Annotated in this window: 27 protein-coding genes; 13 read left to right on the top strand and 14 right to left on the bottom strand. The window is 70.9% G+C overall.

Features of this window, described 5'->3' with window-relative positions; translation table 11 throughout:
- Window positions 1–9: 9 nt before the first annotated feature.
- A complete protein-coding gene (locus HHL11_RS31615) occupies window positions 10–180 on the top strand; it encodes a hypothetical protein (protein WP_169422605.1) in 171 nt (56 codons plus the stop codon).
- 1 nt (window position 181) lies between these two features.
- On the opposite strand, the gene HHL11_RS31610 is transcribed toward HHL11_RS31615, so the two are convergent.
- The 5 genes from HHL11_RS31610 to HHL11_RS31590 all read right to left on the bottom strand — a co-directional run bounded on the left by HHL11_RS31610 (window position 182) and on the right by HHL11_RS31590 (window position 4,660).
- Complete coding sequence (locus HHL11_RS31610) at window positions 182–1,915, bottom strand: ABC1 kinase family protein (RefSeq protein ID WP_169422604.1); 1,734 nt, start codon at window positions 1,913–1,915, stop codon at window positions 182–184.
- Between the two features lie 44 nt (window positions 1,916–1,959).
- Entirely contained in the window at window positions 1,960–2,502 is a 543-nt protein-coding gene (locus tag HHL11_RS34895; RefSeq protein ID WP_169422603.1) for a rhodanese-like domain-containing protein, read from the bottom strand.
- A gap of 49 nt (window positions 2,503–2,551) precedes the next feature.
- Entirely contained in the window at window positions 2,552–3,727 is a 1,176-nt protein-coding gene (locus tag HHL11_RS31600; RefSeq protein ID WP_281068755.1) for a chromate transporter, read from the bottom strand.
- Window positions 3,728–3,836: 109 nt separating this feature from the next.
- Complete coding sequence (locus HHL11_RS31595) at window positions 3,837–4,139, bottom strand: cupredoxin domain-containing protein (protein WP_205964793.1); 303 nt, start codon at window positions 4,137–4,139, stop codon at window positions 3,837–3,839.
- On the bottom strand, window positions 4,139–4,660 hold the full coding sequence (locus HHL11_RS31590) for a DUF4142 domain-containing protein (RefSeq protein ID WP_169422601.1): 522 nt from the start codon (window positions 4,658–4,660) through the stop codon (window positions 4,139–4,141). Before HHL11_RS31590 ends, HHL11_RS31595 begins: the two co-directional genes overlap by 1 nt.
- Window positions 4,661–4,775: 115 nt before the next feature.
- Between HHL11_RS31590 and HHL11_RS31585 the strand changes: the two genes are divergently transcribed.
- Window positions 4,776–5,816 carry an RNA methyltransferase gene (locus HHL11_RS31585; protein WP_169422600.1) on the top strand — a complete coding sequence of 347 codons (1,041 nt, stop codon included), beginning with the start codon at window positions 4,776–4,778 and terminating at the stop codon, window positions 5,814–5,816.
- Here the strand turns inward: HHL11_RS31585 and HHL11_RS31580 are convergent.
- Window positions 5,789–6,892 (bottom strand): FAD-binding protein, encoded by a 1,104-nt coding sequence (locus HHL11_RS31580; protein ID WP_169422599.1) that lies wholly within the window; start codon window positions 6,890–6,892, stop codon window positions 5,789–5,791. The two genes, HHL11_RS31585 and HHL11_RS31580, sit on opposite strands and share 28 nt — an antisense overlap.
- Window positions 6,893–6,980: 88 nt before the next feature.
- Here HHL11_RS31580 and HHL11_RS31575 point away from each other — a divergent pair, with 88 nt between their 5' ends.
- The 4 genes from HHL11_RS31575 to HHL11_RS31560 all read left to right on the top strand — a co-directional run bounded on the left by HHL11_RS31575 (window position 6,981) and on the right by HHL11_RS31560 (window position 9,924).
- The gene (locus HHL11_RS31575; RefSeq protein WP_169422598.1) at window positions 6,981–7,373 is read left to right on the top strand and encodes a DUF2061 domain-containing protein; all 393 of its coding nucleotides are present in this window, start codon (window positions 6,981–6,983) and stop codon (window positions 7,371–7,373) included.
- Window positions 7,374–7,491: 118 nt separating this feature from the next.
- On the top strand, window positions 7,492–8,394 hold the full coding sequence (locus HHL11_RS31570; RefSeq protein ID WP_169422597.1) for a S1C family serine protease: 903 nt from the start codon (window positions 7,492–7,494) through the stop codon (window positions 8,392–8,394).
- Window positions 8,388–8,960 carry a LuxR C-terminal-related transcriptional regulator gene (locus HHL11_RS31565; protein WP_169422596.1) on the top strand — a complete coding sequence of 191 codons (573 nt, stop codon included), beginning with the start codon at window positions 8,388–8,390 and terminating at the stop codon, window positions 8,958–8,960. Before HHL11_RS31570 ends, HHL11_RS31565 begins: the two co-directional genes overlap by 7 nt.
- 7 nt (window positions 8,961–8,967) lie before the next feature.
- Window positions 8,968–9,924, top strand: a complete 957-nt coding sequence (locus tag HHL11_RS31560; RefSeq protein ID WP_169422595.1) for a S1C family serine protease — start codon at window positions 8,968–8,970, stop codon at window positions 9,922–9,924.
- Between the two features lies 1 nt (window position 9,925).
- Here HHL11_RS31560 and HHL11_RS31555 read toward each other — a convergent pair whose 3' ends face one another.
- On the bottom strand, window positions 9,926–12,595 hold the full coding sequence (locus HHL11_RS31555; RefSeq protein ID WP_169422594.1) for a bifunctional acetate--CoA ligase family protein/GNAT family N-acetyltransferase: 2,670 nt from the start codon (window positions 12,593–12,595) through the stop codon (window positions 9,926–9,928).
- 122 nt (window positions 12,596–12,717) lie between these two features.
- Between HHL11_RS31555 and HHL11_RS31550 the strand changes: the two genes are divergently transcribed.
- Both HHL11_RS31550 and HHL11_RS31545 read left to right on the top strand, forming a co-directional pair.
- Window positions 12,718–13,095 carry a TraR/DksA family transcriptional regulator gene (locus tag HHL11_RS31550; protein ID WP_169422593.1) on the top strand — a complete coding sequence of 126 codons (378 nt, stop codon included), beginning with the start codon at window positions 12,718–12,720 and terminating at the stop codon, window positions 13,093–13,095.
- 26 nt (window positions 13,096–13,121) lie between these two features.
- Window positions 13,122–13,532 (top strand): phasin family protein, encoded by a 411-nt coding sequence (locus tag HHL11_RS31545; protein WP_169422592.1) that lies wholly within the window; start codon window positions 13,122–13,124, stop codon window positions 13,530–13,532.
- On the opposite strand, the gene HHL11_RS31540 is transcribed toward HHL11_RS31545, so the two are convergent.
- Window positions 13,514–15,241, bottom strand: coding sequence for a PHA/PHB synthase family protein (locus tag HHL11_RS31540; RefSeq protein WP_169422591.1), 1,728 nt, complete (start codon window positions 15,239–15,241; stop codon window positions 13,514–13,516). The genes HHL11_RS31545 and HHL11_RS31540 overlap by 19 nt on opposite strands.
- 135 nt (window positions 15,242–15,376) lie before the next feature.
- Between HHL11_RS31540 and soxY the strand changes: the two genes are divergently transcribed.
- The 3 genes from soxY to soxB are packed head-to-tail and all read left to right on the top strand — an operon-like array spanning window position 15,377 to window position 17,897.
- A complete protein-coding gene (gene soxY, locus HHL11_RS31535; RefSeq protein ID WP_169422590.1) occupies window positions 15,377–15,838 on the top strand; it encodes a thiosulfate oxidation carrier protein SoxY in 462 nt (153 codons plus the stop codon).
- A gap of 16 nt (window positions 15,839–15,854) precedes the next feature.
- A complete protein-coding gene (gene soxZ / locus HHL11_RS31530) occupies window positions 15,855–16,166 on the top strand; it encodes a thiosulfate oxidation carrier complex protein SoxZ (RefSeq protein WP_205964767.1) in 312 nt (103 codons plus the stop codon).
- Complete coding sequence (gene soxB / locus HHL11_RS31525) at window positions 16,167–17,897, top strand: thiosulfohydrolase SoxB (protein WP_169422589.1); 1,731 nt, start codon at window positions 16,167–16,169, stop codon at window positions 17,895–17,897.
- Here soxB and HHL11_RS31520 read toward each other — a convergent pair.
- The 4 genes from HHL11_RS31520 to HHL11_RS31505 all read right to left on the bottom strand — a co-directional run bounded on the left by HHL11_RS31520 (window position 17,894) and on the right by HHL11_RS31505 (window position 21,982).
- On the bottom strand, window positions 17,894–20,332 hold the full coding sequence (locus tag HHL11_RS31520) for a hypothetical protein (RefSeq protein WP_169422588.1): 2,439 nt from the start codon (window positions 20,330–20,332) through the stop codon (window positions 17,894–17,896). The genes soxB and HHL11_RS31520 overlap by 4 nt on opposite strands.
- Window positions 20,329–20,700: a chaperone modulator CbpM gene (locus HHL11_RS31515; RefSeq protein ID WP_169422587.1), complete on the bottom strand. Its 372-nt coding sequence runs from the start codon at window positions 20,698–20,700 to the stop codon at window positions 20,329–20,331. Before HHL11_RS31515 ends, HHL11_RS31520 begins: the two co-directional genes overlap by 4 nt.
- An 83-nt stretch (window positions 20,701–20,783) precedes the next feature.
- Complete coding sequence (gene fnr / locus HHL11_RS31510) at window positions 20,784–21,569, bottom strand: fumarate/nitrate reduction transcriptional regulator Fnr (protein ID WP_169422586.1); 786 nt, start codon at window positions 21,567–21,569, stop codon at window positions 20,784–20,786.
- A 23-nt stretch (window positions 21,570–21,592) separates the two neighbouring features.
- Window positions 21,593–21,982 (bottom strand): response regulator, encoded by a 390-nt coding sequence (locus HHL11_RS31505; protein WP_169422585.1) that lies wholly within the window; start codon window positions 21,980–21,982, stop codon window positions 21,593–21,595.
- A gap of 196 nt (window positions 21,983–22,178) precedes the next feature.
- Here HHL11_RS31505 and HHL11_RS31500 point away from each other — a divergent pair, with 196 nt between their 5' ends.
- Entirely contained in the window at window positions 22,179–22,622 is a 444-nt protein-coding gene (locus HHL11_RS31500; RefSeq protein ID WP_169422584.1) for a universal stress protein, read from the top strand.
- 213 nt (window positions 22,623–22,835) lie between these two features.
- On the top strand, window positions 22,836–23,180 hold the full coding sequence (locus HHL11_RS31495; protein ID WP_169422583.1) for a hypothetical protein: 345 nt from the start codon (window positions 22,836–22,838) through the stop codon (window positions 23,178–23,180).
- Here the strand turns inward: HHL11_RS31495 and HHL11_RS31490 are convergent.
- On the bottom strand, window positions 23,177–24,094 hold the full coding sequence (locus HHL11_RS31490) for an LD-carboxypeptidase (RefSeq protein ID WP_342593305.1): 918 nt from the start codon (window positions 24,092–24,094) through the stop codon (window positions 23,177–23,179). The two genes, HHL11_RS31495 and HHL11_RS31490, sit on opposite strands and share 4 nt — an antisense overlap.
- Window positions 24,091–25,446, bottom strand: coding sequence for a tRNA adenosine(34) deaminase TadA (gene tadA, locus HHL11_RS31485; RefSeq protein WP_169422684.1), 1,356 nt, complete (start codon window positions 25,444–25,446; stop codon window positions 24,091–24,093). Before tadA ends, HHL11_RS31490 begins: the two co-directional genes overlap by 4 nt.
- Window positions 25,447–25,461: the final 15 nt, after the last annotated feature.

Below are 25,461 nucleotides of genomic sequence, written 5' to 3'. Positions count from 1 at the left end.
GTCTGCCCCATGAACCATCCCGCCCCCTCCCGCCACCAACGCGCCCCCCTGCTGGCTGCGATGACACTGCTTGGCGCCGTGTTCTCCGCGGCGGTCATCGTGCTGGGCGCCGAGGGCAGCCGGCCGGAGCTCGATCTGGCGTTCGCCGACCTGCTGCCGGCCACCGCCATCGCCCGCTGATTCAGTCGTCCCGGTCCGCGTCCGAACGGCCGCTGCGCCAGATCGAGACCAGCAACCAGAGGCCGCCGGCCACCGCGCCCAGGAATCCGAGCAGCCCCAGCACCGGCCAGCCGAACAGCCGCAAGCCGCCCGGCACCGTCATCACGATCGACGAGCCGACGATCAGCGCCGCCACCACCACGCCGACCACCAGGCGGCTGACGGCGCGATCCAGCTGGTTGCCGAGGCGCTGCAGGTGCCGCACCTCGACCTGGACATCGATGCGCCCGCGGCGGGCCGCGCGCATCAGCCGGGACAGGTCGCGCGGCAGGCTGGAGACCAGCGAAGCCGCGTCCAGCAGCGACCGCCAGCCGCGCTGGAACACGACCCGCGGCGAATAGCTGTCGCGCACCGCGCGCTCGAGGATGGGCGCAGCCTGCCCGGCCATGTCGAAGTCCGGATCGAGCTCCCGCCCCATGCCTTCCAGCGAGATGAAGGCCTTGACCAGCAGGCCCAGGTCCGGCGGCAAGGTGAGCCTGTGCTGCCGCAGCACGCCCACCGCATCGTTCAGCATGGCGCCTAGCCGCAACTGCGCCAAGGGCACGCCGCGATACTGGTCGACGAAGCCGTCCAGGGCCAGCAGCAGCGCATCGAGATCCGGCGCATCGTCGCCGGCCCAGTCGGCCAGCACGTCGGCCACGTCGGCGGCGCGCTGCTGGACCAGTCCCAGCAGCAGGCGCAGCAGTTGCTCGCGGCGCTGCTCCGTCAGCCGGCCCACCATGCCGAAGTCGATGAAGGCGATGCGGTTGCCGGGCAGGTAGAACACGTTGCCCGGATGCGGGTCGGCGTGGAAGAAGCCGTCCTGCAGGATCATCTTGAGCACCGCACGGGCGCCCCGGCGGGCCAGCACGCGCCGGTCCAGGCCGGCGGCATCGACGCGCGCGAGCTGCGTGCCCGGAATGCCGTCGATGAACTCCTGCACGCAGGCGCGCTCGCAGTCCCAGAAGACGCGCGGGATCACGATGAGGGGCTGGCTCGGGCCGGCTTCCGCGGGCGGCGCGTCTTCGTCGCGATAGCCGGCGAAGTTCTGCGCCATGCGCCGGGCATTGCGGGCCTCGGAAGAGAAGTCCAGTTCCCGCAGCAGCGACTGGGTGAACTCGTGCACCAGCTGGCGCGGCCGCAAGGCGCGCAGCTCGGGGCTCTCGCGCTCCACCAGCTCCGCCAGGCGCATCAGCAGTCGCAGGTCGGCCTCGACGACCGGACGGATGCCTGGCCGCCGGGCCTTGACGACCACTTCCTCGCCGCCCGGCAACTGCGCGCGATAGACCTGTGCCAGCGAAGCCGCCGCCACCGGCTCGGGATCGAAGCGCGCGAACATCTCCTCGGGCGGGCCGCCGAGATCCTCGGTGAGCTGCACGCGCATGGCCTCGTAGGGTACGGGCCGCGCATGGTCGTGCAGCTGGCTGAATTCGGCGATCCATTCCGGCTCGAACAGGTCCAGCCGCGTGGCCAGCACCTGCCCGAGCTTGACGAAGGCCGGCCCCAGGTCCTCCATCGCGCGGCGCACGCGCGCCGGCGGCGCGAGGTGGGCATAGTCGCTGGCGTCCTGCCAGCGCAGCACGCGCCCGGCCCGCTCCAGGGTGTCGGCCAGGCCCATGCGCCGCACCATGTCGCCGAAGCCGTAGCGCACCAGGACCGAAGCGATCTCGTACAGGCGCGCGAGGTCGCGCATGGAGGCCAGGGCTTGCCAGAGCATGGGCCCACAAGATAGCAGAGCGGCGGGTCGCCGCCCGCTGCACTTCAGTCGGGACCGATGGTCCGCAGCGGCCGCCCCGCGGCCTCCCAAGCCGCGATGCCGCCTTGCAGGAAGCGCGCGTCATGGCCCGCGGCGCGCAGGCGCAGCGCCGTCGCCCGTCCCACCTCGTGGCCGTAGACGCAATAGACGACCAACGGTCGGCCGGGCTCGAGGTCAGCGCTCCAGTTTGCGACCTGCTCCGGGTCGCGCCGCAGCGCGCCCGCGACCATGGTCCCCGCCTTGTCGAACACGCCGGCGCGGCGCACGTCGACCACCAGGGCATCGCCGATCGCATCCGGCTCGCAGGCGAAAGCATCGCTGGCGGCATGCACGGCGGCCTGGTAGCGAGCGTACACGCCGCGCCAATCGACGTTGGCCAGGAAGTCCTCCACGCGGTGGTCGCCGCGATGCAGGTTCAGCGCAAGCAACGGCACGCCACCGGCTACCGCCTGCGCGTCATCCGCTGCCCATTGATTGACAAGCGTGCCGGCGCGGGGCTGGAAAGCCAGCAGCAGCCAGCCGGATCCGCCTGCAGCCTGGCCTGCCACGCTCCGCCGAGGCTGGCGAGATGAAGTTCATGCAGCATGGCAGCCTCCTTCAAGGATGCGGAAGAAACGGGTAGGCCGCGAGCCCGATCAGGGCTGCGGCCAGCACGAGCACCGGCTCCTGCACCTTCTTGAACTTCCACAGGACCCCGGCCGTGGCAATGGCGAGCAAGGCGGTCAGCCAGTCGACGATGGAGCGCTGCGCGATCACGATCACCGCGCCGGCGATGGCGCCGATGGCGGCGGCCGTCACGCCGTCGATGAAAGCCACCAGCCCCGGCCGCTTGCCATGGCGCTTGAAGTACGGCGCCGGCAGGATGGTCAGCAGGTAGCAAGGCAGGAAGGTGGCCACCGCCGCGACCACGGCACCCCAGAAGCCGGCGACCAGGAAGCCGATGAAGCCGGTCGTGATCACCACCGGCCCCGGCGTGATCATCGCCACGGCCACCGCGTCGACGAACTGGCGGTCGGTGAGCCAGGCGTACTCCTTGACGACACCGGCATACAGGAAGGGCACGATGGCCAGGCCGCTGCCGAACACGAAGGTGCCTGCATACGCGAAGTAGGCGCCGATCTGCGCGAGCTTGTGCCAGTCGATCGCATCCAGCGCGAACCAGGGCAGCGCCACGGAAGGCAGCGTGCCGGCCGACCCCAGCCGCGGCCGTGCGCGCACCAGCCACACCAGCACGCCGGCGCCGAGGAACAACCACAGCGCTTCGGACTGCGTGACGACAGTGGTCACGGCGCTGGCCACGAACACCAGCCACAACAGCTTGTCGTGGCCGATGTTCCTGGTGGTGAGCTTCCAGGCGCTCATCGCAATGATGCCGATCACCGCCGCACCGACGCCATAGAACACGGCCTGCATCCAGGACAGGCCGCCGTACGCGCGGTACAGCGCGCCGAGCGCCACCACCATGAAGAACGAAGGCAGCACGAAGGCCAGGCCCACCAGCGTCGCGCCGCGGATGCGGTAGTGCACGTAACCCAGGTAGATGGCCAGCTGCGCGGCCAGCGGCCCGGGCATCAGCTGCGCGATGGCGAGGCCTTCCTTGTAATCGGCCTCGGTGATCCACTGCCGGCGTTCGACGAGGTCACGGTACATGTAGCCGGCCAGGGCGACGGGGCCGCCGAAGCCCCAGGTGCCGAGGCCCAGCATGTACTTCAGCAACTGCCAGAGCGTGTAGCCCGGCGTGGTCGTGGAAGGCGCGGTGGTTGGTTCTTGCAAGTCAAGGCTCCCGGCTGGGCGCACGCGGCCCAGGGTCAGGAGCAGAACTTGGAGGCGTGCGCCTCTTTGGATCGACGGGGAGCCTGCTCGAGTCCCCATCCACCGCATTCTAGTCCCGGACGACGATGCTCCCCTTCATCGTGGGGTGGAAGGTGCAGGCATAGTCCTGCCGGCCCTTCGCCTTCGCCGTCCACGACCATTGGCCGCCCGGCGCCATCGACTTCGAATCGAACTTGCCGGCGGCCGTGGCCGTGTGCGGCACCAGGTCCTTGTTGCGCCACACCACGGTGTCGCCCGACTTCACTGTCCTCACCGCGGGCTGGAACTGCATGCCCTCGATGGTGACGATGTGCGTGGCGGCCGCGGCCAGGCCCGGCAGCGCCAGCAGCGCTGCCAGCCAGCCGGCGCGCATCACTTGCCCAGCTCCGCCTGCAGGTGCTTGGCGTGCTCCAGGTGCTCCACCAGCGCCGGGCGGACCTTGACGATCAGCGCCTTCAGTTCCTCGTTCCTGGCGTTCGGGACCAGCGTCTTGTCGACGGCGTCGATCACGGCCTGGTGGTAAGCCACCTCGTGGTCGACGTAGGCCTGGTCGAACTCCTTGCCTTTCAGCCTGGACAGCGCTGCGAGGTTCTCCTCGCCGCCCTTCTTCAGGCTCGCACTGGTGTCGTTGGGCTCGGGCTTGACGTGCAGCTTCTGCACCAGCGCCGCGGCCGACTTGTTGACGGCCGTGTGGTCGGTGACCATCTGCTTGCCGAAGGCCCGCACGTCTTTCGTCGAGCCTTTCTTCTCGGCCACCTTGCCGGCATCGATGTCGACCTGGTTGGCGGTGACCACGATGTGGGCGATCTGCGGGTCGGTGGGCCCCGGCTGGGCGTGCACGGCCAGGACGGCCGAGCCGGCGAGCAGCCCGGCCAGGAATACATGGGTACGCATCTTTGGTTCTCCTTCGATGTTGCAAGCGCATAGATGCACGCCGCGCGCCGCGCGTTCCCACAGCACCCCGCGTGAAGCCCCGGACTCGCGAAGCTGGGACAATCGGGGCTTCACCATGCACATTGAACAGATCCGGCAAAGCCTGCGCGCCGCAGGCGCGGGGGCCAGCCACGAGTTCCGCGTCCTGCGGCTGTGGTCGCAGGCGCTGCCGCAAACCAGCGGCAAGCGGCGGCCCGAACACTTCCTGCCCGCCTCGCTGCTGGCCGCCCTGCCCGCCCTCGAGGCGCAGCTGGCCGGCCTGGTCCGCCTGCAGTCGGTGCACCCCGGCGCGGACGGCTCGGAGCGCCTGCTGGTCGAACTGGCCGATGGCCAGACCGTCGAAAGCGTGCTGCTGCCGCGCGAAGGGCTTTGCATCTCCTCGCAAGTGGGCTGCGCGGTCGGCTGCCGGTTCTGCATGACCGGCCAGGGCGGCCTGGTGCGGCAGCTCGGAAGCGCCGAGATGGTGGCGCAGGTGGCGCTGGCCCGCACGCGCCGGCCGGTGAAGAAGGTGGTGTTCATGGGCATGGGCGAGCCCGCGCACAACCTCGACGCGGTGCTCGAAGCCATCGACCTGCTCGGCACCGCCGGCAACGTCGGCCACAAGAACCTGGTGTTCTCCACGGTGGGCGACCCGCGGGTGTTCGAGCGGCTGCCGCGAGGGCGCGTGAAGCCCGCACTGGCGCTGTCGCTGCACACCACCAAGGACGAACTGCGGCGCGAACTGCTGCCCCGTGCGCCGCGACTGTCGCCGCAGGAGCTGGTCGATGCCGGCGAAGCCTATGCGCGCGCGACCGGCTATCCCATCCAATACCAGTGGACCTTGCTGGAAGGCGTGAACGACGGCCCCGACGAGATCGAAGGCATCGTGCGGCTGCTGCACGGCAAGTACGGCGTGCTGAACATGATCCCCTTCAACGCGGTGGATGGCGTGGACTTCCGGCGCCCGTCCTGGGAACGCGCCGCCGAGATCGCCCGCACTCTGCACCGGCGCGGCATCCTCACCAAGCTGCGGCAGTCCGCGGGCCAGGACGTCGACGGCGGTTGCGGCCAATTGCGCGCGCGCAGCATCGCGGTGCTGCGGCCGATGCCTCAGGCCCGCGCCACGCACTTGTCATAGAGCTCCGGCGCCCGCCCCTGCGGGTCGTAGCGCGCCTTCAGCGCCCGGTAGGCGCCGCCGCCATAGGCGCCGTCGAATTCGCCCGGCGTGAAGTGGCTGCCGGCGTGCAGCGCCTTGATGCCGCCCAGGCGCCGGGCCTCCTCCTCCACCAGCCGGTCGAAGCCGCCGGCTTCCTGTGGCTCGCGCACCTGCGGCACGTCGCGGAAGCCGAAACTCACGTACAGCGGCTGGGCGAGCGAATAGAGGGGGAAGCGATCGCCCGGACGGTCGCCGTGCACCGGACAGACCCAGATCGGAGCAGTGCCGAGCGCGCGCTGCAGGAAGCCCAGGAATTCGCCGGCCCGCGCCAGCGGGATGTCCACGTCCTGGACCACGCTTTCGCGGTGCTGGCCGCGCCAGCGCCCGAGCACGCGGCGCAGCAGCGAGCGCTGGGCGCCGAACTGCCGAGAGTACCAGGACCAGTCCGTGTCCCAGCGCCACAGCCAGTCCCCGGTGGCCAGGTAGTCCTCGTCGCGCTCGCGCAGCGACTGCCAGTAGGCCGGCTCGACACCGTAGCTGCTGCGCCAGGGCACATCGTCGGCGAAGCGCGCGGCGCTCAGCACGTATTCGCCAGTGCCGAAAGCCATGCCGTCGACGAAGTCCGCGTCGTTCGCGCAGACGCGCGCGAGCGCCGCCAGGAAGGCCTGCGGGTCGCGATAGTGGCCATGGCGCACATGCACGAAGGGCCGCACCGGCAGCGTGGCGAGCCGCACGCGCTGCGCCTGCCCGAGGCAGCCGTGCGAATTGGGGAAGCCGAAGAACAGGTCGCGATGGGCGTTGTCAGGCGTACAGGTGACCACCTCTCCGCCGGGCAAGCGCACCTCCAGCTCGCGCATGGCGTGGTGCACGAGGCCTTGCCGGAAGGAGGTGGCCGCCACGCCGACACCGGCGATCGCCCCGCCGACCGTGACCTTCTTCAACGGTGGCACGACGGCCGGCATCACACCCCGTGGCAGGGCCCAGGCGACCAGCGCATCGAAGCTGCAGCAGCCCTCGACGTCCATGCAGCCTTCGGCTTCGCTCGCGATGGCCCGCAACGGTAGCTCCACCGACCCAGGATACGCGCAATCGCCGCGATCAGGATTGCCAATCCCGACGCCAGATGAGAATCCCTATCATTTGAGCATGCGCCTGCGCAGTCACTCCAACCTCCACAAGACCCTTTCCTTCGCCGTCATCCACCTCGCGATCGGGGTGGCGCTGGGCTGGCTGTTCACCGGCGCCTTCATCCTCGGCAGCCTGCTGGCCTTCGTCGAGCCGGCCGTGAACACCGGCGCGAGCCACTGGCTGGAGAAGGTCCGCTGGAACGGTTCGGCGCGAGCCCGGACGCTCAAGCAAGGTGGCGTGATGGCCGGCACCCACCTGGTGGTGGCGATGGGCGTCGGCTATGCGCTCAGCGGCAGCTGGATGGCCGCCAGTGCCTACGCGATCCTCGAGCCGCTGGCCAACGCCGTGGCGCACCATTTCTTCGACCGCTGGTGGCACGCGGTGCCGGAGGCGCGGCCCACCGCGGCTTGAAGCGCGGCCGGGCGCCGCCAACTAGCCGTTCGGGGAGTGAAGCCTGGCCGATGCGCGGATGCGTTCCTGGGGAGCGCTGCGCACCATGGGGGCATTGCTCCTCCCGGATGGTGTCTCCATGAACGACTTCTCCTTCCCGCCCTCGGCGGCCGATGCCGTCGAGCGCGTCGCCCCTTCCGTGCTCGGCGTGCGCGTGCGCCGCGGCGGCGCCTGCGCCGGCATCGCATGGCGCGCGGACACGGTGGTCACTGCCGCCGCCGGCCTGGGCCACGGCCACCGCGCGCACGTCGTGCTGCCCGATGGCGAGGCCGTGCCCGCCACTTTGCGCGGCACCGATCCGGGCACCGACATCGCCGTGCTCTCGGTCGACACCAAGCTGCAACCGGCCGAGCGGCGGCTGGATCCCGCTCCGCGCACCGGGGACTTCGTGTTCGCCACCGGGCGCGACGCCTCCGGGGTCGTGCACGCGAGCTTCGGCTACCTGGGCTGCGTGGCCGGCCCCTGGCGGACCTGGCGCGGCGCGCCGGTGGATCGCCTGCTGCGGCTCGATGGCGGGCTCTTTCCAGGCCTGATGGGCGCACCGATCGCCGACGCGCAGGGACAGGTGCTGGGCATGGCCAGCGCGATGCTCGCCCGCCACCACGCTGTCGTGCTGCCCGTGTCCACCATCGACCGGGTGGTCGACCAGCTGCTGGCGCATGGGCGCGTGGCACGCGGCCATCTCGGCGTCGTGGCGCAGGGCGTCGCGCTCACGAGCGCCATGCGCGAAGCGGCCGGCACCGAGGCTGGCTCGGGCCTGCTGGTCTGCGGCGTCGGCGAAGACAGCCCCGCCGCTCGCGCCGGCCTGCTGGTGGGCGACGTGCTGCTCGCCGCCGGCGGCAAGACGCTGGGCAGCATCGAAGACCTGCGCGACCTGCTCACGCCGGACCGCATCGGCAGCCGCCTGCGCCTGCAGGTCCTGCGCGGTGGCGCGCCCGTGGAACTGAGCGTGGAAGTGGGCGAGCAGGCGCCGCGGTGCTGAACCTGGTCGTCACCGGCGGGCCGAAGTGGTCGGTGCAAGGCGTCGCCGAGGCCCTGCGCCGCACGCCTGGCCTGTCGGTGGCGACCGCTGCGCCGGAACAGGCGCTGCACCTGCCGGCCGAAGTGCTGGTGGTGGTGGATCCCGTGGCCGCGGACGCGGCCCGCATCGCCCAGGATGCGCCCGAAGCGCTGCCCGTGTTGTGGCTGGGCGAAGCAGCGCCGGCCGCGCGCCGCGCGCCCCAGGGCCACCTGCACCTCGATGCCGGCGAAGCCCAACTCGCGGCAGCGGTCCACGCGCTCGCGGCCGGCCTGCACGTCGCCGATCCCGCCGCGGCCTTGCCCCGGATCGCGGCCGGGCCCGAGCTGAGCGAGCCGCTCACGCCGCGCGAGCTGGAAGTCTTCGAACTGCTCGCCAAGGGGCTGGCCAACCGCGAGATCGCCCAGGCGCTGGGCATCTCCAGCCATACCGCGAAGTTCCACGTCGCCCAGATCCTGGTGAAGACCGGCGCGGCGACACGCACCGAAGCCGTCCGCCAGGGGCTGCGGCTCGGACTGGTCGGACTGTGAGGAAACCATGAACGAAAACGACGACCTGCAACTGCTCGACGCGTATTCGCGCGCCGTCATCGACGTCCTGGAGCACGCCCGTGCCGGTGTGGTGTCGCTGCGCGTGCAAGGCAAGGCGCGCCGCAACGGCCAGTCCGGCGACGGCGCCGGCTCCGGCTTCCTGATCACGCCGGACGGCTACCTGCTCACCAACTGCCACGTCGTCGAAGGCGCGGCTGCCGTGCAGGTGCGCTTCGAGGACGAGACCCAGGCGGCCGGCGAAGTGGTCGGCATCGATCCGCACACCGACCTCGCACTGGTGCGCACGGCCTCGGCGCACGCGCTGCCCCACCTGGAGCTGGGCGACTCGGCGAAGCTGCGCCCGGGCCAGGTGGCCATCGCCATCGGCAACCCGCTGGGCTTCGGGCACACGGTGACCACCGGCGTGGTGTCGGCGGTGGGCCGCAGCCTGCGCGCGCCCTCGGGCCGCGCCATCGACAACGTCATCCAGACGGACGCGAGCCTCAACCCCGGCAACTCGGGCGGGCCGCTGCTGGACACGGCCGGTCGCGTGGTCGGCGTCAACACGGCCATCATCGCCGGCGCGCAGTCGCTGTGCTTCGCGGTGCCGTCCAACACCGCGCAGTGGGTGGTGACCGAGCTGCTGCGCAACGGCAGCGTGCGCCGCGCCTGGCTGGGCCTGGCCGCCCACACCGTGCCGCTCGCGCGCCGCGTGGCACGCCATCACGGCCTGGCGCTGGAGAGCGCGATCCTCGTCGACGAGGTAGTGCGCGACGGGCCGGCCGACCGCGCCGGCGTGCGTTCGGGCGACCGCATCGTCACGATCGACGAAAAGCCGGTCGGCGAAGTGGACCACCTGCACCGCGCGCTGGGCCGCGACCGCATCGGCCGCAGCACGGCGCTGGGCCTGCTGCGCGGCGTGCAGCGGCAGGTGGTGGAGGTCACGCCGCAGGCGGCGGTGTGAATCAGGAAGGCGCGGCCAGCGTCAACCGCAGCTGCAACACGTCGTCTGCACCGGTCTTCACGGAAAACCCGGCGCTGCGCGCCAGCGCAGCCATCCCGGCGTTCTCCTGCAGGCATTCGCCCACGATCGCGCCCGTGCCGCGCCCGCGCAGGTAGGCGACGAGCTTGTCCATCAGCACGCGGCCGAGGCCGCGGCGCTGCCAGCCGCCCGCGACCTGGATCGCGAATTCGGCCTGCTCGTTGTCCGGGTCGCAGATCGCGCGCACCTCGCCGGCGATCGCGTCGCCGGCAATGGCCACGAAGGTCATCTCGCGTTCGTAGTCGATCTGGCAATAGCGCGCCAGTTCGGACAGTGGCACTTCGCGGCGCGAGAGGAAGAAGCGCAGGCGCAGGTCACTCGGCGTGGCCGCCGCATAGAACTCGGCCAGCCGCTCGCCGTCCTCGGGGCGAATAGGCCGCAGCAGCAATTGCTGGCCGCCCAGGTTCGCGGTCTCCTCCAGTTCCGCCGGATAGGGACGCAGCGCGAGGCGGCTGGCATCGCCCTCGTCCTGCGGCCGCACGCGGATGCGCGCGTCGAGCGCGAGCACGCCTTCGGCATCCGCCAGCAGCGGGTTGATGTCCAGTTCGGCCACGCCCGGCAGGTCGCAGGCGATCTGCGCCACCTGCTGCAAGGCGCGCAACAGCGCCGGCTCGTTCACGGGAGCCCGGCCACGCCAGCCAGTAGCCAGCCGCGGCCCGATGCGGGTGCGCGCCACCAGGTCACGGGCCAGCACCGCATTGAGCGGCGGCAATGCGAGCGCCCGGTCCTGCATCAGCTCCACGTCGATGCCGCCGCTGCCGAACAGCACGATCGGGCCGAACACGGGATCGGTCGCGATGCCCGCGATCAGTTCGTGCGCACGCGGCCGCTGCGCCATGGTCTGCACCGTGAAGCCGCTCACCTGCGCCTGCGGGCTCAGGCGCGCCACGCGCTGGCGCATGCGGACCGCCGCCGAGCGCACCTCGTCGGCCGAGCCGAGGTTGAGCGCGACGCCGCCGACGTCCGACTTGTGCAGGATCTGCGGCGAGATCACCTTCAGCGCCACCGGGTAGCCCAGCGCGTGCGCGGCGGCCACGGCATCCTCGGCATCGCGCGCCTTGCGGGTCGGCACCGTGGCGATGCCGTAGGCCTGCAGCACAGCCTTGGCCTGCGCCTCGTCCAGCCATTCGCGGCCGTCGCGGCGGGCCCGCGCCACGATGTCTTCGGCAGTGGCGCGGTCGGGCCGCAGTTCGGCAGGCTGCGCATCGGGCAGTTGCAGCAGCGCGGCCTGGTGGCGGTGGTATTGCAGCAGCTGCAGCCACGCGTCCACTGCCTGCTCGGGCGTCGAATGGGTGGAAAACCCTTCGGCGCCGAATAGCATGCGCGCCGCCCTCACGCTGGCGCCGCCGAGCCAGCAACTCAACACCGGCTTGCGCGCTTCCTTCAGCAGCGGCCCGCACGCTTCGGCGATCGCCAGCGAGTCGACCACGGCGGTGGGCGCATGCATGAAAAGAACGCCGTCGACCTCGTGCGCCTGTAGCAGCACTTGCAATGCGGCGTGATAGCGTTCCACCGGCGCGTCGCCATGGATGTCCACCGGGTTGGCGCGCGGCCAGCCGGCCGGCAGCACGGCGTCGAGGCGCGCCAGCGTTTCGGGCGCGAGCGCCGCCAGCGGGCCGTGGCCCAGCGCAAGCGCATCGGCGGCCAGCACGCCGGCGCCGCCGCCATTGGTGACGATGGCGAGCCGCTCGCCGATCCAGGGCGTCGGATGGGCCAGCGTGGCCGCGGCGGAGAACAGTGCTTCCAGCGTGTCCACGCGCACCAGGCCCGCGCGGCGCACCGCCGCGTCGAACACGAGGTCGGAGCCGGCCAGTGCGCCCGTGTGCGAGGCCGCGGCGCGCGCGCCTTCGGGGGCACGGCCGGCCTTCACCAGGATCACCGGCTTGTTGCGCGCGGCAGCGCGCGCGGCCGACATGAACTTGCGCGCGTGCTTCACCGATTCCATGTACATGAGGATGGCGCGCGTGTTGCCGTCGCTGCCCAGGTAGTCGAGCACGTCGCCGAAGTCGACATCCGCGCTGTCACCCATGGAGACGAAATGCGAGAAGCCGATGCCTTGCGTGTTGGCCCAGTCCAGCATGGCGGTCGCCAGCGCGCCCGATTGCGTGACGAAGGCGATGGACCCCGCCAACGCCTGTGCCGGCGCGAAGCTCGCATTGAGGCCGAGGCCGGGCACCAGCAGGCCGATGCAGTTGGGCCCGAGGATGCGCAGCAGGTGCGGCCGCGCCGCTTCGAGCATGCGCTGTTCCGCGGTCGCGACGCGCTCCGCGCTCGGCTGCCTCAGCCCGGCCGACAGCACGATGGCCGCACGCGTGCCGCGGCGGCCGAGCTCTGCGATCACATCGGGCACCGCGGCCGCCGGCGTGCAGACGACCGCGAGGTCCGGCGGCTCCGCCAGCGCGTCCACGCTCGCGAGCACTTCGGTGCCCTCGACTTCGCCGCGCACGCGGTCCACCGCCCGGATCGTTCCCGCGAAACCGCCGTGCTTGAGGTTGCGCAGCACGAGCGCGCCGATGTTGCCTGGCCGCGCATTGACGCCGACGACGGCCACGGACCGGGGCGCGAACAATGCATCGAGATGGCGCACGCTCATGGGGCAACTCCCTCTTAACTGCAACGAGCTTAGGGGTGTCCCTCGGTGGCCACTTGCGCCAGATCAACAAGCGCCGGAACATGGACTCCCAGAATGGGCCCCTGCCTGTTGCCGGAACGATCATGTCGCTTGCCACCGCCTCGCCCGACCTGTCCCTGCGCCTCCTGACCCAGATGACGAAGCGCCAGGAGGAGCTGCGCGCGATGCTGCGTGCCGCCGCGGACGCCCGCGAGAACGAGCAACCCACCGACGTGGTCGACTTCAAGGACGTGGCCGCGGAGGAAAGCCGCGCCGCCGTCGACGATCTCGCGCTGTCGCACGCCGCCATCGAGCTGTCGCAGGTGTCGTCGGCGCTGCGCCGGATGGAGGAAGGCAGCTACGGCCTGTGCCAGGACTGCGGCGAGGCCATCGACGAGCGCCGCCTGATGGCCCTGCCGGCCACGCCCTACTGCACCGCTTGCCAGACCATTCACGAGCGGCCCGCGCCCGGACGGCGCTGAGGCCGCATGCAACCCGGGAGTTTTCGATGAATGACAGAACGCGCATGTCCGTCCTCTCCGCCGCCGACGCGGCACCCGGCTGGAACTGGGCCCTCGACTTCGGGCGGCAGCAGATGGCCGTGGCCGTCGAAGGCGCCAGCACCATGTACCGCGGCTTCGAAGCGATGCGGCGCGTGCAGGAGCAGATCGCCCACCACGCCGCGGAGCGGCACGCCGAAGCGGCCGAACAGCTGCGCGCGCGCAAGGCCCCGGCCGACCTGATCGCCACCCAGTCGCAGCTGCTGCACGACGACCTCGAAGATGCCACCCGCTACTGGCAGCAGCTGGCCGCGGCCGCCTTCGAGATGAACAGCCAGCTCCTTGGCTGCGCCACCCACCTGGTCGATACCGACGGCGCCTTCGCCGCCGCACGGATCTTTCACGTCCCGAAGACGTAGGTCCCCGGCGCCGCGATCACCTGGCCCGCGATAGCCACCGCGGTGACGGCCTGCGCGCGCTGCGTGCCGTCGCCGTGCGCCTGCAGCCACTGGTTCCAGTTGGTCCACCAGGAACCGCGCACCGCCCTGGCCGCGGCGAACCAGCGCTGCGCATCGGCCGGCGCCTCGCTGGCGCCGTGGTCGGCGTAGCGGTAGCCCGCCTCCTGGTGCGCCGCCGGCCCGTCGGGCGGGCTGACGATGCCCGCATTGTGGCCGCCGGAGACGAGCACGAAGCGCGCCGGCGCCCGCGCCAGGCGCAGCACGCGATAGACGGAGCGCCAGGGCGAGACATGGTCCCGCTCGGTGGCCGCCACGAACAGCGGCACGCGCAGGCGGTCCAGGCTCACGTGCTCGCCGCGCACCGTGTAGTCGCCTTCGGCCAGTTCGTTTTCCATGTAGAGGCGCCGCAGGTATTCGCTGTGCATGCGCGCCGGCATGCGGGTGGCGTCGGCGTTCCAGGCCCGCAGCGCCGTCATCGGCGTCTGCGCGCCCATCAGGTATTCGTGCACGAGCTTGGACCACACCAGGTCCTTGGAGTTGATCAACTGGAAGGCGCCGGCCATCTCGCGGCCGTCGAGGTAGCCGCGTTCGGCCATCAGGTCCTCGAGGAAGGCGACCTGGCTTTCGTCCATGAACAGGCCCAGCTCGCCGGGCTGCTCGAAATCCACCTGCGCGGCGAGCAGCGACACGGTCTTCAGCGGATGCTGGTGGCGCGCGCCGAGCAGCGCCGCCGCGATGGCCAGCAGCGTGCCGCCCAGGCAGTAGCCGGCGGCGTGGATGCCCGCGTGCGGGCGCAGCGCCTGCACCGCATGCAGGGCATCGAGCACGCCCAGTTCCACGTAGTCGTCCAGCCCGAGGTCGCGATCGGCCGGGCCCGGGTTGTGCCAGGACACCATGAACACCGTGTGGCCCTGGTCCACGAGGTACTTCACGAGCGAGTCGTCGGGCGTCAGGTCCAGGATGTAGAACTTCATGATCCAGGACGGCACCACCAGCACCGGCTCCTTGCGCACGCTGGGCGTGGCCGGCTCGTACTGGATCAATTCCATCAACCGGTTGCGGTGCACCACCTTGCCCGGGGTCAGCGCCACGGCTTCGCCGGGCCGGAAGGCTTCGACACCGCGCGGCTGGCCGCCGGCCGAGACCGCCATTGCATCGCGCAGCCAGTTGGACCAGCCGGTGGCGAGGTTGGCGCCGTTGCTGGCCGCCGTCGCGCGCAGCACCTGCGGGTTGAGCAGCGGGAAGTTGGACGGCGACAGCATGTCCAGCCATTGCCGCGCCATGAAGGCCGTCACTTCCTCGTGGTGGCGGGCCACGCCGCGCACGCCCGTCGCCGCTTCGTCCCACCACTGCTGCGACAGCAGGAAGGCCTGGGCCAGCGCCGCATAGGGCGGCAGGCGCCATTCCGGCGGGGCGAAGCGCTTGTCCTCGATGCCACCGTCGCCGTTCCAGCCCTCGCCGGCCGCCTGCAGCCAGGTGAGCCAGTTGCGCAAGGCGCTGGAAGCGAGCTCCGCCTGCTTGGACGGCGACACCGCGATGTGGCTCAGCCAGTCGGCATAGGCCATCGCCACCGAGGCTGGCGAGATGCCGTGGGCCCAGCGCGCGAGCGCCGCCTTCAGCGGCAGGTCGAGCGGCTCGGGGCTGGGACGCGGCGCGGGCAGCATGGTCATCCCCGATGGTCGCCCTTGCGCCGCGGGCCCAATTGCGCCAGGTCAAGCTCCGCTGCATTGCCCTGGCTAACCCCCAGGCCCCACCGGGTTCCCGTGCCTCGCTAAGATGCGCCCAGCATCACCCAGGAGAATTGCATGCAGACACGCCGTGCCGCCCTCAAGCAGGGGCTTGCAGCGGCTGGCGTCGCCGGCGCGGGCGGCCTGTTCGCCGCCGCCCCGGCCCACGCCTTCAACAAGAGCGCCTTCCAGGCCACCAGCGTGCAGGACGCCGTCAAGGCGCTGGGCGGCAGCGGCGCGCTGGCCGAGAGCAAGGACGTGAGCCTGCAGGGACCGGAGATCGCCGAGAACGGAGCCGTCGTGCCCCTGGTCGGCGCGAGCCCCCTGCCCGGCATCAAGCTGCTGGCCTTCATGGTGGAAAAGAACCCGAACACCCTGTCGGCGGCGTTCCACGTCACCGACGCCGTCGAGGCGAACTTCTCCACGCGGGTGAAGATGGCCGAGACCTCGCCGGTCTACGCGGTGGCGATCGCCGCCGACGGCAAGGCGTACTTCGCGAAGAAAGAGATCAAGGTCACCCTCGGCGGCTGCGGCGGCTGAAGGACCGGGAGCAGACATGGCAGAACCGATGCGCATCCGCGCGCAGGTGCAAGGCAGCGGCGCCGTCGTGCGCGTGCTGATGAACCACGAGATGGAAACGGGCCAGCGCAAGGACCCGAACGGCCGCACCATCCCGGCCTGGCACATCACCGACGTGACGGCCACCCTCAACGGCAAGACCGTGCTGACGGCCGAATGGGGCCCGGCGGTCTCGCGCAATCCCTTCCTGCAGTTCACGCTGAAGAACGCCAAGGCCGGCGACAAGGTGGCGATCAGCTGGAAGGACACCCGCGGCGACACCCGCACCGACGAAGCCACCGTCGCCTGAGTGGACCTGGGCCGGCGCGAGTTCCTGCAGTTGTTGGGCGCCGGCGCGGTGGCCGGCATGGGCCTGGGCCGCTGGGCCGAAGCCGATGCGGCGGTGGCCGGCGAGGTGCTCTATGACTTGCCGCGCTTCGGCAACGTCTCGCTGCTGCACCTGACCGACAGCCACGCGCAGCTGCTGCCGCAGCATTTCCGCGAACCGAGCGTCAACCTGGGCGCCGGGCCCATGAAGGGCCGGCTGCCGCACCTGGTCGGCGAACAGCTGCTGAAGGCCTGCCAGGTCCCGCCCGGCACGCCCGTGGCCCACGCCCTCACCCACCTCGACTTCGACGCCGCGGCGGATCGCTACGGCAAGAGCGGCGGCTTCGCCCACCTCGCCACGCTGGTGAAGCGGCTCAAGGCCAGCCGCCCGGGCGCGCTGCTGCTCGATGGCGGCGACAGCTGGCAAGGCTCGGCGACCGCGCTGTGGACGCGCGGCCAGGACATGGTCGACGCGGCCAGGCTGCTGGGCGTGGACGTCATGACCGGCCACTGGGAGTTCACGCTGGGCATGGAGCGCGTGCGCGAACTGGTGGAGCGGCAACTCGGGCCGCTGCAGTTCCTGGCCCACAACGTCAAGACGGCCGACTTCGGCGACCCGGTGTTCGACGGCCACACGGTGCGCGAGATCAACGGCGTGCGCGTCGCCATCATCGGCCAGGCCTATCCCTACACGCCGATCGCGAACCCGCGCTACCTGGTGGCCGACTGGACCTTCGGCATCCGGGAGCAGGAGCTGCAGAAGCTGGTGGACACCGTGCGGGCCCAGGGCGCACAGCTGGTGGTGCTGCTGTCGCACAACGGCATGGACCTGGACCTGAAGCTGGCCTCGCGCGTGAGCGGCATCGACGCCATCCTGGGCGGCCACACGCACGATGCGCTGCCGCTCGCGATCGAGGTTTCCAACCGCGGCGGCCGCACGGTCGTCACCAATGCTGGCTGCAACGGCAAGTTCCTCGGGGTGCTGGACTTCGACGTGCGCGGCGGACAGCTGCGCGGCTACCGCTACACGCTGTTGCCGGTGTTCGCGAACCTGCTGCCGGCCGATGCGCAGATGCAGGCCCTGATCGCCGGCGTGCGCGCGCCCTACGAAGCGCGCCTGGCGGAGGTGCTGGCCGTCCCCGAAGGCACGCTGTACCGCCGCGGCAATTTCAACGGCACCGGCGACCAGCTGCTGCTGGACGCGCTGCTGCAGGTGCAGGACGCGCAGATCGCCTTCTCGCCCGGCTTCCGCTGGGGCAGCACGCTGCTGGCCGGCCAGCCGCTGACGCGCGAGTGGCTGCTGGACATGACTGCCACGACCTACTCGTACGCCACCGTCAGCGAGATGAGCGGCGCCACGATCAAGGCGGTGCTGGAAGACGTGGCCGACAACCTGTTCAACCCCGACCCGTACTACCAGCAAGGCGGCGACATGGTGCGGGTGGGCGGCCTGCGCTACGCGATCACGCCCGGCGCCGGCATGGGCCAGCGCATTTCCGACCTGCGCCTGGATGGCCAGCCGCTGGACGCCGACCGGCTGTACAAGGTGGCGGGCTGGGCGCCGGTGGCGGAAGAAGCCCGCACGGCGCACACACGGCCCGTCTGGGAACTGGTGGAAGAGTGGCTGCGCGCGCAAGGCGGCCGTCTTGCCGCCCGTGAACCCAACGTGCCCGCGATCCTCGGCGCACTGCCGGACCCCGGCTTCGCGGCCTAAGCGGCTTCCGTGACCAGTGACTCGATGCAGCGGGCCACCAGCGACTGGCCCGGATCGAAGTAGTGGGTGTGCGCGCCGGCGCCGATGCAGAGGTCCGCCGTCTTCGCGCCCGGCGCCGGTGGTGAGCCGGTCCCATCGAACGCATCGGGCCGCTGCCAGCTCCAGAGCGCCCGGCCCACGTAGTCGCCGGACGTGAAGACATTCGTCCAGCGGCGCACGCCGATGTCCGCGGCAGTGGGCCCGGCCAGCACCCAGCCATAAAGGACCGGGAAGCGCGCGGCATAGAGTTGGCGCAAGGGGCAGCCGGCGGTCAGCAGGAACACGCGGCCTTCCAGCGCCTGCCAGAGCGTCCGGGCGCGGTCGCCGGCGCCGGCCTTGCTCGCGCGGTACTGCAGGTAGCGCAGCAGCTCCGTCGTGATGATGGTTCCCTGGCTGTGCGAAACGATCACGACCCGCTCGTAGCCCTGCGCCGCCAGCTGCTCCAGCAAGGCCACGTAGCGCGCGAAGATGCGCGCGCGCGTGATCGCGCGGCGCGGGAACTCGCGGAAATGGTTGTCGACGTCCAGGGCCACGTCGAGCGGCGCGCGCAGGCCAGGCATGTACTTGGACAGCACCCCGCCGAACAGGGTGAGCGCGCCGCCGACCGTGGCGGTGCTGAAGACGAGCGGCTTCAGCATGGCGTTGGACAAGGCGACGACCTGGTTGCCGATCGCTGCGCCGCCCGGAATCCTCACGAAGGGCGCCAGGACCAGCAGCATGCCGATCAACGCCGCGGCGATCGCGCTCGCCGCGACCAGCAGCGCGACAAAGGTATCGAGATGCCGGTAGCCGCCACTGAGCCAGCGCCCCAGCACCCGCGCAGGTCCCACGTCCGCCTTGAATTCGGCCAGCACGCTGGGCGTCACCATGCCCACCAGGTAGGCGAGCAGCGCGAGGATCAGGGTGCCGACGACGGCGAAGGTGCCGGTGCTCTTCTCGAAGCGGGCGTGGACGAAGGCCTTGCCATCCACCGCGAGCCGCGAGCTGTCGGTGAAGAACAGGGGTTCGTACGCCGTGCCCGCCGCGCCCAGTTCCACGACGACCGTCAGCATCGCCCAGGTCGCCATCGCGATGGTCACGAACACGGCCAGCGACGCGAACAGCCCCAGCCGGCCGGTGGCCACCGAGCTGCGCGCCGTGGCGCCTCCCCGGCTGGCGAGCTCGCCGGTGAAGACCCAGGCCAGCAGCGCGAAGCCCGCGACGAACCAGTACACGGTGAGCAGCAGCAGCAGGTATTCCAGCGTGCGCATGCCCGCGCGCAGCCAGTCGTCCACGCGAAACAGCGCATCGCCCTGCGCCAGCGTGAACCAGGCCACGTGCCCGAAGAACAGGAGCGCCGTCGACGCGCCCAGCAGCAGGCCCGCCGGGCGCGTCGTCGGGAAACGCACTTCGGCAACCCGCAGCCCGTAGTCGCACAGCAGCGCCAGGACCGCGAACCAGGCCGTTCCCACCACCCACACCGGCGGCAGGCGCAGCAGCAAGCACGCGAGCGCCGCCGCTCCCGCGATGCAGGCTGCGCTGGACCAGAAGCCCTGGACCACGCGGTAGCAGGCCCACCAGGCGCCCAGCACGGGCAAGGCCAGCCCCAGCACGAGGGCGGCCGTGGGCAGGGCAGGACGGATCCCGCCCAGGCCCCCGATGACGAAGCCGACCAGCAGCAGCTGCAGGAAAAGATTTGCGAGGATGGCGGAGAAGGCCCAGTCCAGCCCGATCTGCAGGCTCGCCAGGGCCCGCCAGCTGCGCGTCTCGCGGCCAGCTGCGCGCGCCGCCTGGTCCACGGTGTCGCGCCCCAGGCGGGACAGCCGGAACAGCAGAGCGAACAGCTCCGTCACGATGCGGGGGATGGCCCCCGAGAGGCGGGACAGGTCCGCCCAGTACATCTCGTGCACGTCGACCTCGCGCACGCCGCCGGCCCCCGGGTCGCGCTGCAGCTTGATCCGGGTGGCCTCGTAGGTCTCATCCTCGCTGTGGTTGCGCCACGCCTTGTACAGGAGGTAGTCCGTGAAAGCGATGCCCGCGTCCTCGCGCAGCAGCTGCGCCGCCGTCGCCGCGGCCGGGTGCGTGCCTTCGCCGTGCTGCGGCAGGCGCCAGTCGCCACGCTGGAAATCGGAGCGCAGCGCCTGGTGGACGGCCTTCACGCGGCGCGCCCGGCCGGCCATGGCCTCCTCCGTCGCCTCGGTCGCCTCGGGGCCCTGGAACATCGGCGGCAGGACGGGAACCGGGACCAGGAAGGTGTCGCACGGCCCTTGCGTGTAGCGTGCCTGTCCTTCCCTGACATTGGCCAGCAGCGCGGCGATGGCGCGCGCCGTGTCGCCCGCCCGCTGGTCCGCCACGCCATGGATCGCGACGACCGCCACCCTTTGCGGGGCGCGTGCACCGTCCGCGGGCGGCTTCACGCGTGCGGCTCGCGCCAGGGCGTCGGGCCCTCGCGCGGCAGCGTGGCGGGATGTTGACCGTGGGCGTGGAGCGAGCGCAGCTGCTGCTCCAGCTGCACGATGCGCTGCAGGTAGCCAAGCAGCAGGCTCATGGTGAACAGGTCGAGGTCGAAGTCGACCCGCAGCCGCGCGGCCTCGCGCAGCGAAGGCACGACCGCGGCGCTGAACAGGCGGCCGTCCGGACGCTCGCTCACCAGGGGAACGAGCGCGCCGTATTCCACCAGCTCGTCGATCTCCGCCGCGCTCAGGCCGCAGGTCTGGGCCAGCTCCGCCTGGTCGATGCTGCGCTGGTTGTCCAGCCAGGTCCAGTCAGAATCCCTGAAGTCCATCGATGGCCTCCTTGGCGGCAGCGCCCGCGGTCCGCACCGCGCAGGCGAAGCTTACGCCTGGATCGCCGGCCCGCGGCGCCGGCTTACTGCACCCGGGTTTCGAAGGCGCGCGTCAGGCCTTCGAGGTCCAGGATGCGCACGTGCTTCTTGTCCACTTCGAGCAGGCCCTGGTGCTGGAAGGCGGAGAAGGTGCGGCTCACCGTCTCCAGCTTCATGCCCAGGTAGCTGCCGATCTCGGCGCGCGACATGCGCAGGTGGAACTCGCTGGCGGAATAGCCGCGCGCTTTCATGCGCTGGCTGATGTTCAGCAGGAAGGCGGCCAGCCGCTCCTCGGCGTTCATGCTGCCCAGAAGCATCATCAGGCTGTGCTCGCGCACGATCTCGCGGCTCATGAGGCGCGAGATCACGTGCTGCAGGTCGGTGCTGCTCGCGGCCAGTTCGCTCAGGTGCGCGTACGGGATGGCGCAGATCTCGGCGTCCTCCAGCGCGGTGGCGCTGCTGGCGTGCTGGCCGTTGGCCAGGCCATCGAGCCCGAGCAGCTCGCCGGCCATCTGGAAGCCGGTGACCTGCTCGCGGCCGTCCTTCAGGGTCAGCCCCGACTTGAAGGTGCCGCTGCGCACGGCGTAGATGAACTGGAACTTGTCGCCCTCGCGGTACAGCGCCTGGCCTTCCTTGACCCGGCGGCGCGCGAACATCAGGCCGTCCAGCCGCTCCACGTCCGTGCCGCCCAGGCCGCAGGGCAGGCACAGGTCGCGCAGGTGGCAGGTGGAGCACAGCGTCTTCAGCGGCGCCGGCGCGGCCTGGGCCCGGGTGGCCTGGGTGCGCGGGACGATGCGGATGCTGGTGCTGCGGGCGGTGACGGCTTCCATGGTGTTCCCCTCGTTTCGCTGTATCAGTGGAGCGCGCGGCCGCCGGCATGGGCGACGGCGTGCGCGAGTTGTTCGAATTCGGTGCTCTTGTCGAGGAAGCAGCAGGCGCCCTCCCCCAGGTAACGCTTGCGGTAGGCGGGCGCGCTGTTGTTGCTGAAGACGATGAAGGCCACTTCCGGCTGCGCGCTGCGCACGGCCTGCAGCACTTCCAGGCCGCTGCCGCCTTCGAGCTGCACGTCCAGCACCACGACGTCCGGGCAGCTGGCCAGGATGCCGGCGATGCAGTGCTGCGGGGTCGCGCCTTCGCCAACGATGTCCACCGGCTCCGCCGCCAGCAGCGTGCCGATGCGCGCGCGGATTTCGGCGGAGTCTTCGGCCAGGTAGACCTTGACGGATGCAGTGCGGGAAGCCATGGCGAGACTGTGCGCGGCGGCGCCTTTCCTTCCCATCGGCGCCGGCTGAATCGCCCCCTAGTCCGAGTCCGATTCGGGCCCGGTTGCAGGACTAGGGCGCCTAGGAAAATTCCTAGCCGGGGCGATTGATCTTGCGCAAGACAGGGACATGGGGCCGCGCGCAACATGGGCGCATCCAACGTCCCCAGGAGCCTCCATGTACAAGCGCATCCTCGTGCCGGTCGACGGCAGCGAAACCTCCACCCGGGCCCTGGTGGCCGCCCTGCAACTGGCGCGCGAAGGCGGCGGCCAGGTCCGCGTGCTGCACGCGCTGGACGAACTGGCCTACCTCACGGGCTACGAGTACAGCGGCGACCTGCTGAAGATCGCCCGCGACTACGCCAACAAGGTGCTCACCGACGCGATGGAAGTGGCCAAGTCCTCCGGCGTGCCGGCCGACAGCCTGCTGGCCGACACCCCGGGCCGCCGGCTCGGCGACGTCGTCACCGACGAGGCCAAGTCCTGGGACGCCGACCTGGTGGTGGTGGGCACGCATGGCCGCCGCGGCCTGAGCCGCGCCCTGCTCGGGAGCGGCGCCGAACAGGTGATCCGGATGTCCCCGGTGCCGGTGCTCAGCGTCCGCGGCGTCCAGCCGGCCTGAGGCTGGCCCGCCGCGGGCGACGTGTAACAGTAACGAAAGATTTCAATTGAGACGCGATTTCGAAACGACCTCACGTCTCAAAACCAAGTTCTTGATTTGATTGTTCTTTCTTTTGTCAATTAGTGCACGGGGCCCTCGTTGCCAAGCCGCGCGCTTGGGGATAATTTGCAACCCGTCTTACCAAAGATCGTCGTTGTCGACACCCCCCGGAAAATGCGTTGGTTCAAGGGCAGCATCCGCACCAGCATCTACGGCCTCCTCGGAAATCCGGTGGGGCCGAGCGACTCCGCGCTCGAAAGCGGCACGGAGGACATCCGCGAGGCCATGCTGGCCCTGCTCGGCGAGGGTGGGCCGAAGAAATTCCCCAACGTCACGCGCCGCATCCGCTATGCCAACGACGTGCAGGCGCTCTGGTACCTGCGGGGTGACCTGATGGCCGCGCTGGCCAGCATCCACGGCGAAGCCGCCGCCCGCGAGCAGGTCCGCGAAATCACCGAAATGTTCCACGGGCTGCTGCCCGGCAGCCTCAGTTCCCGCCCCAGCCCCTTGATGGGCTAGTGCATGTGACCCCATAGGATGAAGGCGTCGCGGCCCTCCACGGCCAGCGTCACCTTGGCGCCCACCGGCAGGCACACCTTCGTCGGCACGTGGCCGAAAGGCAGGCCCGTGAACACCGGGCACTTCACCTGCGTGCGCAGCCACTCGACCACCGTGTGCAGCTTGTAGCCCTTGTCGTGCGGCACCGGCGTCCAGTTGGTGAAGTGGCCCAGGATGATCGCCTTCTGCTTCTGCAGCACGCCCGCATAGAGCAGCTGCGTCAGCATGCGCTCGACGCGATAGGGATGCTCGCTCACGTCCTCCAGGAACAGGATGCCGTTCTTCACCTGCGGCAGCCACGGCGTCCCCACCAGGGAGGCAACCATCGCGAGGTTGCTGCCCCAGAGCACGCCCTTGGCCTGCCAGGGTTCGGCGCGGGCTTCGGCCTTGGGCAGCTGCCAGCCGGTGCCTTCGCCCTGCTCCTCGACCAGGTCCTCGAAGCAGGCCTGCATGATGTCGTCCGGCTCGGACTCGCCGCCGAAATCCTCGCCGACCGCCGGGCCGGCCCAGGTGACGCGGCCCGTTTCGGCCAGCACCGCGCATTGGAACGCGGTGAAGTCGGAGAGGCCGACGAAGCGCGTCTCGCGGTCGATCGCCTTGGCGATGGCCTTGTACGGCAGCCGGGGCAGCAGGCGCGTCAGGCCGTAGCCGCCGCGCGTGATGATGGCCACGTCGGCGCCGCTGGCCGCCGCGCGCTCGATGCCGGCCAGCCGCACCTCGTCGTCGCCGGCGAAGCGCATGTGGGTGGAGAAAGCGCCGGGATCCAGTTCGACCTGGTGGCCCATCGCCTTGAGCCGCGCGATGCCGCGGCGGACGGCTTGCTTGTTGCGGACGGCGCTGGAAGGCGAATAGACGTAGATTGTTTTTGCGGTCACGGGTGGAAGTATCCCACTGCCTCGCGCGCGACCGCCTCGCCGTGCTCCTGCACGAAGTGCCCGGCCTGCGGCAGCAGCATCGGTTCGGGGCAGCCGCGGATCTGCGCGCGCAGCGCTTCCATCACGTGCACGCCCAGCACCGGGTCCATGGCGCCGACGGCCATGAAGCTGCGGCCGGCCCACTGCGTTCGCAGGAACTCGCGCGCCTCGCGCGAGAGCGCGGCGCCGTCGGCATCGGGCCGGTCCGGCACCATGGGCGGGAAGGCGCGCAGCGCGGCGCGGTGGCCGGCATCGGGAAACGGCGCATCGTAGGCCGCGCATTCGGCCGCGCTCATCTGCGGGTTGCCGCGCGCGAACAGGCGCGCGACGTCGAAGTTCGGGTTCTTCGCGCACATCTCGCGCCACGCGAGGAAGCCGGGGCTGAGCGGCGCGTCGCCCGTGCCCAGCGTGGTGTTCATCACCAGCAGGCCGCGGTAGCGGTCCGGCTCCGCCATCGGCAGGGTCAGGCCCAGCAAGCCGCCCCAGTCCTGCACCACCAGCACGACGTTGCGCAGGTCCAGCCGCTGCGCGAACTCCAGCAGCACCTGCCGGTGCCAGCCGAAGCCGTGCGCGGACTCGCGCTTGGGCTTGTCGCTGCGGCCGAAGCCAGGCAGGTCCGGCGCCACCACCCGGCCGCCCGCGCCCAGGAACACCGGGATCATCCTGCGATAGACGTAGCTCCAGGACGGGTTGCCATGCAGGCACAGCCAAGTGATGGGCGCGTCACGCGGCCCCTCGTCCAGGTAGTGCATGCGCAGGCCCGCGAGCGCCGGCAGGTCGTTCAGGTAACGCGGGGCCCAGGGATAGCCCGGAAGGTCCTGGAAGCGGGCTTCCGGCGTGCGCAAGGCGTCGTCGCGCAGCGGCTGCGCAATCGCGCGAGCTTCCTGCCGGCGCTGGCGGAAGAAGTCCGACAGCAGCGCACTGCAGTCCTCGGCCAGCACGCCGCCCTGCACCTGCGTCTGGTGATTGAGGCGTGATTCGGCGAACAGGTCCAGCACGGAACCGGCGACGCCAGTCTTGGGATCGGGCGCGCCGTAGACCACGCGCTGCACGCGCGCGTGCAGCATGGCGCCGCTGCACATGGCGCAGGGCTCCAGGGTCACGAACAGCTCGCAGCCGTCGAGGCGATAGTTGCCCAGGTGCGCCGCGGCCTCGCGCAGCGCCTGGATTTCGGCGTGGGCCGTCGGGTCGTGCGCACCCACCGGATGGTTGTGGCCGCGGCCGATGACCGCGCCATCGCGCACCACCACCGCACCCACCGGCACTTCGCCCGCCGCCAGCGCCAGGCGGGCCTGCGCCAGCGCCTCGCGCATGCAGGCAGCGTCGCC

Origin of the sequence: Ramlibacter agri (assembly GCF_012927085.1) — a bacterium.
GTDB classification, from domain to species: domain Bacteria; phylum Pseudomonadota; class Gammaproteobacteria; order Burkholderiales; family Burkholderiaceae_C; genus Ramlibacter; species Ramlibacter agri.
This window is presented reverse-complemented; position numbering and strand designations above follow the sequence as displayed.

Coding starts and splice junctions, on each gene's coding strand:
- HHL11_RS31615 (WP_169422605.1), top strand. CDS start 10: ATGAACCATCCCGCCCCCTCCCGCCACCAACGCGCCCCCCTGCTGGCT.
- HHL11_RS31610 (WP_169422604.1), bottom strand. CDS start 1,915: ATGCTCTGGCAAGCCCTGGCCTCCATGCGCGACCTCGCGCGCCTGTAC.
- HHL11_RS31595 (WP_205964793.1), bottom strand. CDS start 4,139: ATGCGCGCCGGCTGGCTGGCAGCGCTGCTGGCGCTGCCGGGCCTGGCC.
- HHL11_RS31590 (WP_169422601.1), bottom strand. CDS start 4,660: ATGCGTACCCATGTATTCCTGGCCGGGCTGCTCGCCGGCTCGGCCGTC.
- HHL11_RS31585 (WP_169422600.1), top strand. CDS start 4,776: ATGCACATTGAACAGATCCGGCAAAGCCTGCGCGCCGCAGGCGCGGGG.
- HHL11_RS31575 (WP_169422598.1), top strand. CDS start 6,981: ATGCGCCTGCGCAGTCACTCCAACCTCCACAAGACCCTTTCCTTCGCC.
- HHL11_RS31570 (WP_169422597.1), top strand. CDS start 7,492: ATGAACGACTTCTCCTTCCCGCCCTCGGCGGCCGATGCCGTCGAGCGC.
- HHL11_RS31560 (WP_169422595.1), top strand. CDS start 8,968: ATGAACGAAAACGACGACCTGCAACTGCTCGACGCGTATTCGCGCGCC.
- HHL11_RS31555 (WP_169422594.1), bottom strand. CDS start 12,595: ATGAGCGTGCGCCATCTCGATGCATTGTTCGCGCCCCGGTCCGTGGCC.
- HHL11_RS31550 (WP_169422593.1), top strand. CDS start 12,718: ATGTCGCTTGCCACCGCCTCGCCCGACCTGTCCCTGCGCCTCCTGACC.
- HHL11_RS31545 (WP_169422592.1), top strand. CDS start 13,122: ATGAATGACAGAACGCGCATGTCCGTCCTCTCCGCCGCCGACGCGGCA.
- HHL11_RS31540 (WP_169422591.1), bottom strand. CDS start 15,241: ATGACCATGCTGCCCGCGCCGCGTCCCAGCCCCGAGCCGCTCGACCTG.
- soxY (WP_169422590.1), top strand. CDS start 15,377: ATGCAGACACGCCGTGCCGCCCTCAAGCAGGGGCTTGCAGCGGCTGGC.
- soxZ (WP_205964767.1), top strand. CDS start 15,855: ATGGCAGAACCGATGCGCATCCGCGCGCAGGTGCAAGGCAGCGGCGCC.
- HHL11_RS31515 (WP_169422587.1), bottom strand. CDS start 20,700: ATGGACTTCAGGGATTCTGACTGGACCTGGCTGGACAACCAGCGCAGC.
- fnr (WP_169422586.1), bottom strand. CDS start 21,569: ATGGAAGCCGTCACCGCCCGCAGCACCAGCATCCGCATCGTCCCGCGC.
- HHL11_RS31505 (WP_169422585.1), bottom strand. CDS start 21,982: ATGGCTTCCCGCACTGCATCCGTCAAGGTCTACCTGGCCGAAGACTCC.
- HHL11_RS31500 (WP_169422584.1), top strand. CDS start 22,179: ATGTACAAGCGCATCCTCGTGCCGGTCGACGGCAGCGAAACCTCCACC.
- HHL11_RS31495 (WP_169422583.1), top strand. CDS start 22,836: ATGCGTTGGTTCAAGGGCAGCATCCGCACCAGCATCTACGGCCTCCTC.
- tadA (WP_169422684.1), bottom strand. CDS start 25,446: ATGCGCGAGGCGCTGGCGCAGGCCCGCCTGGCGCTGGCGGCGGGCGAA.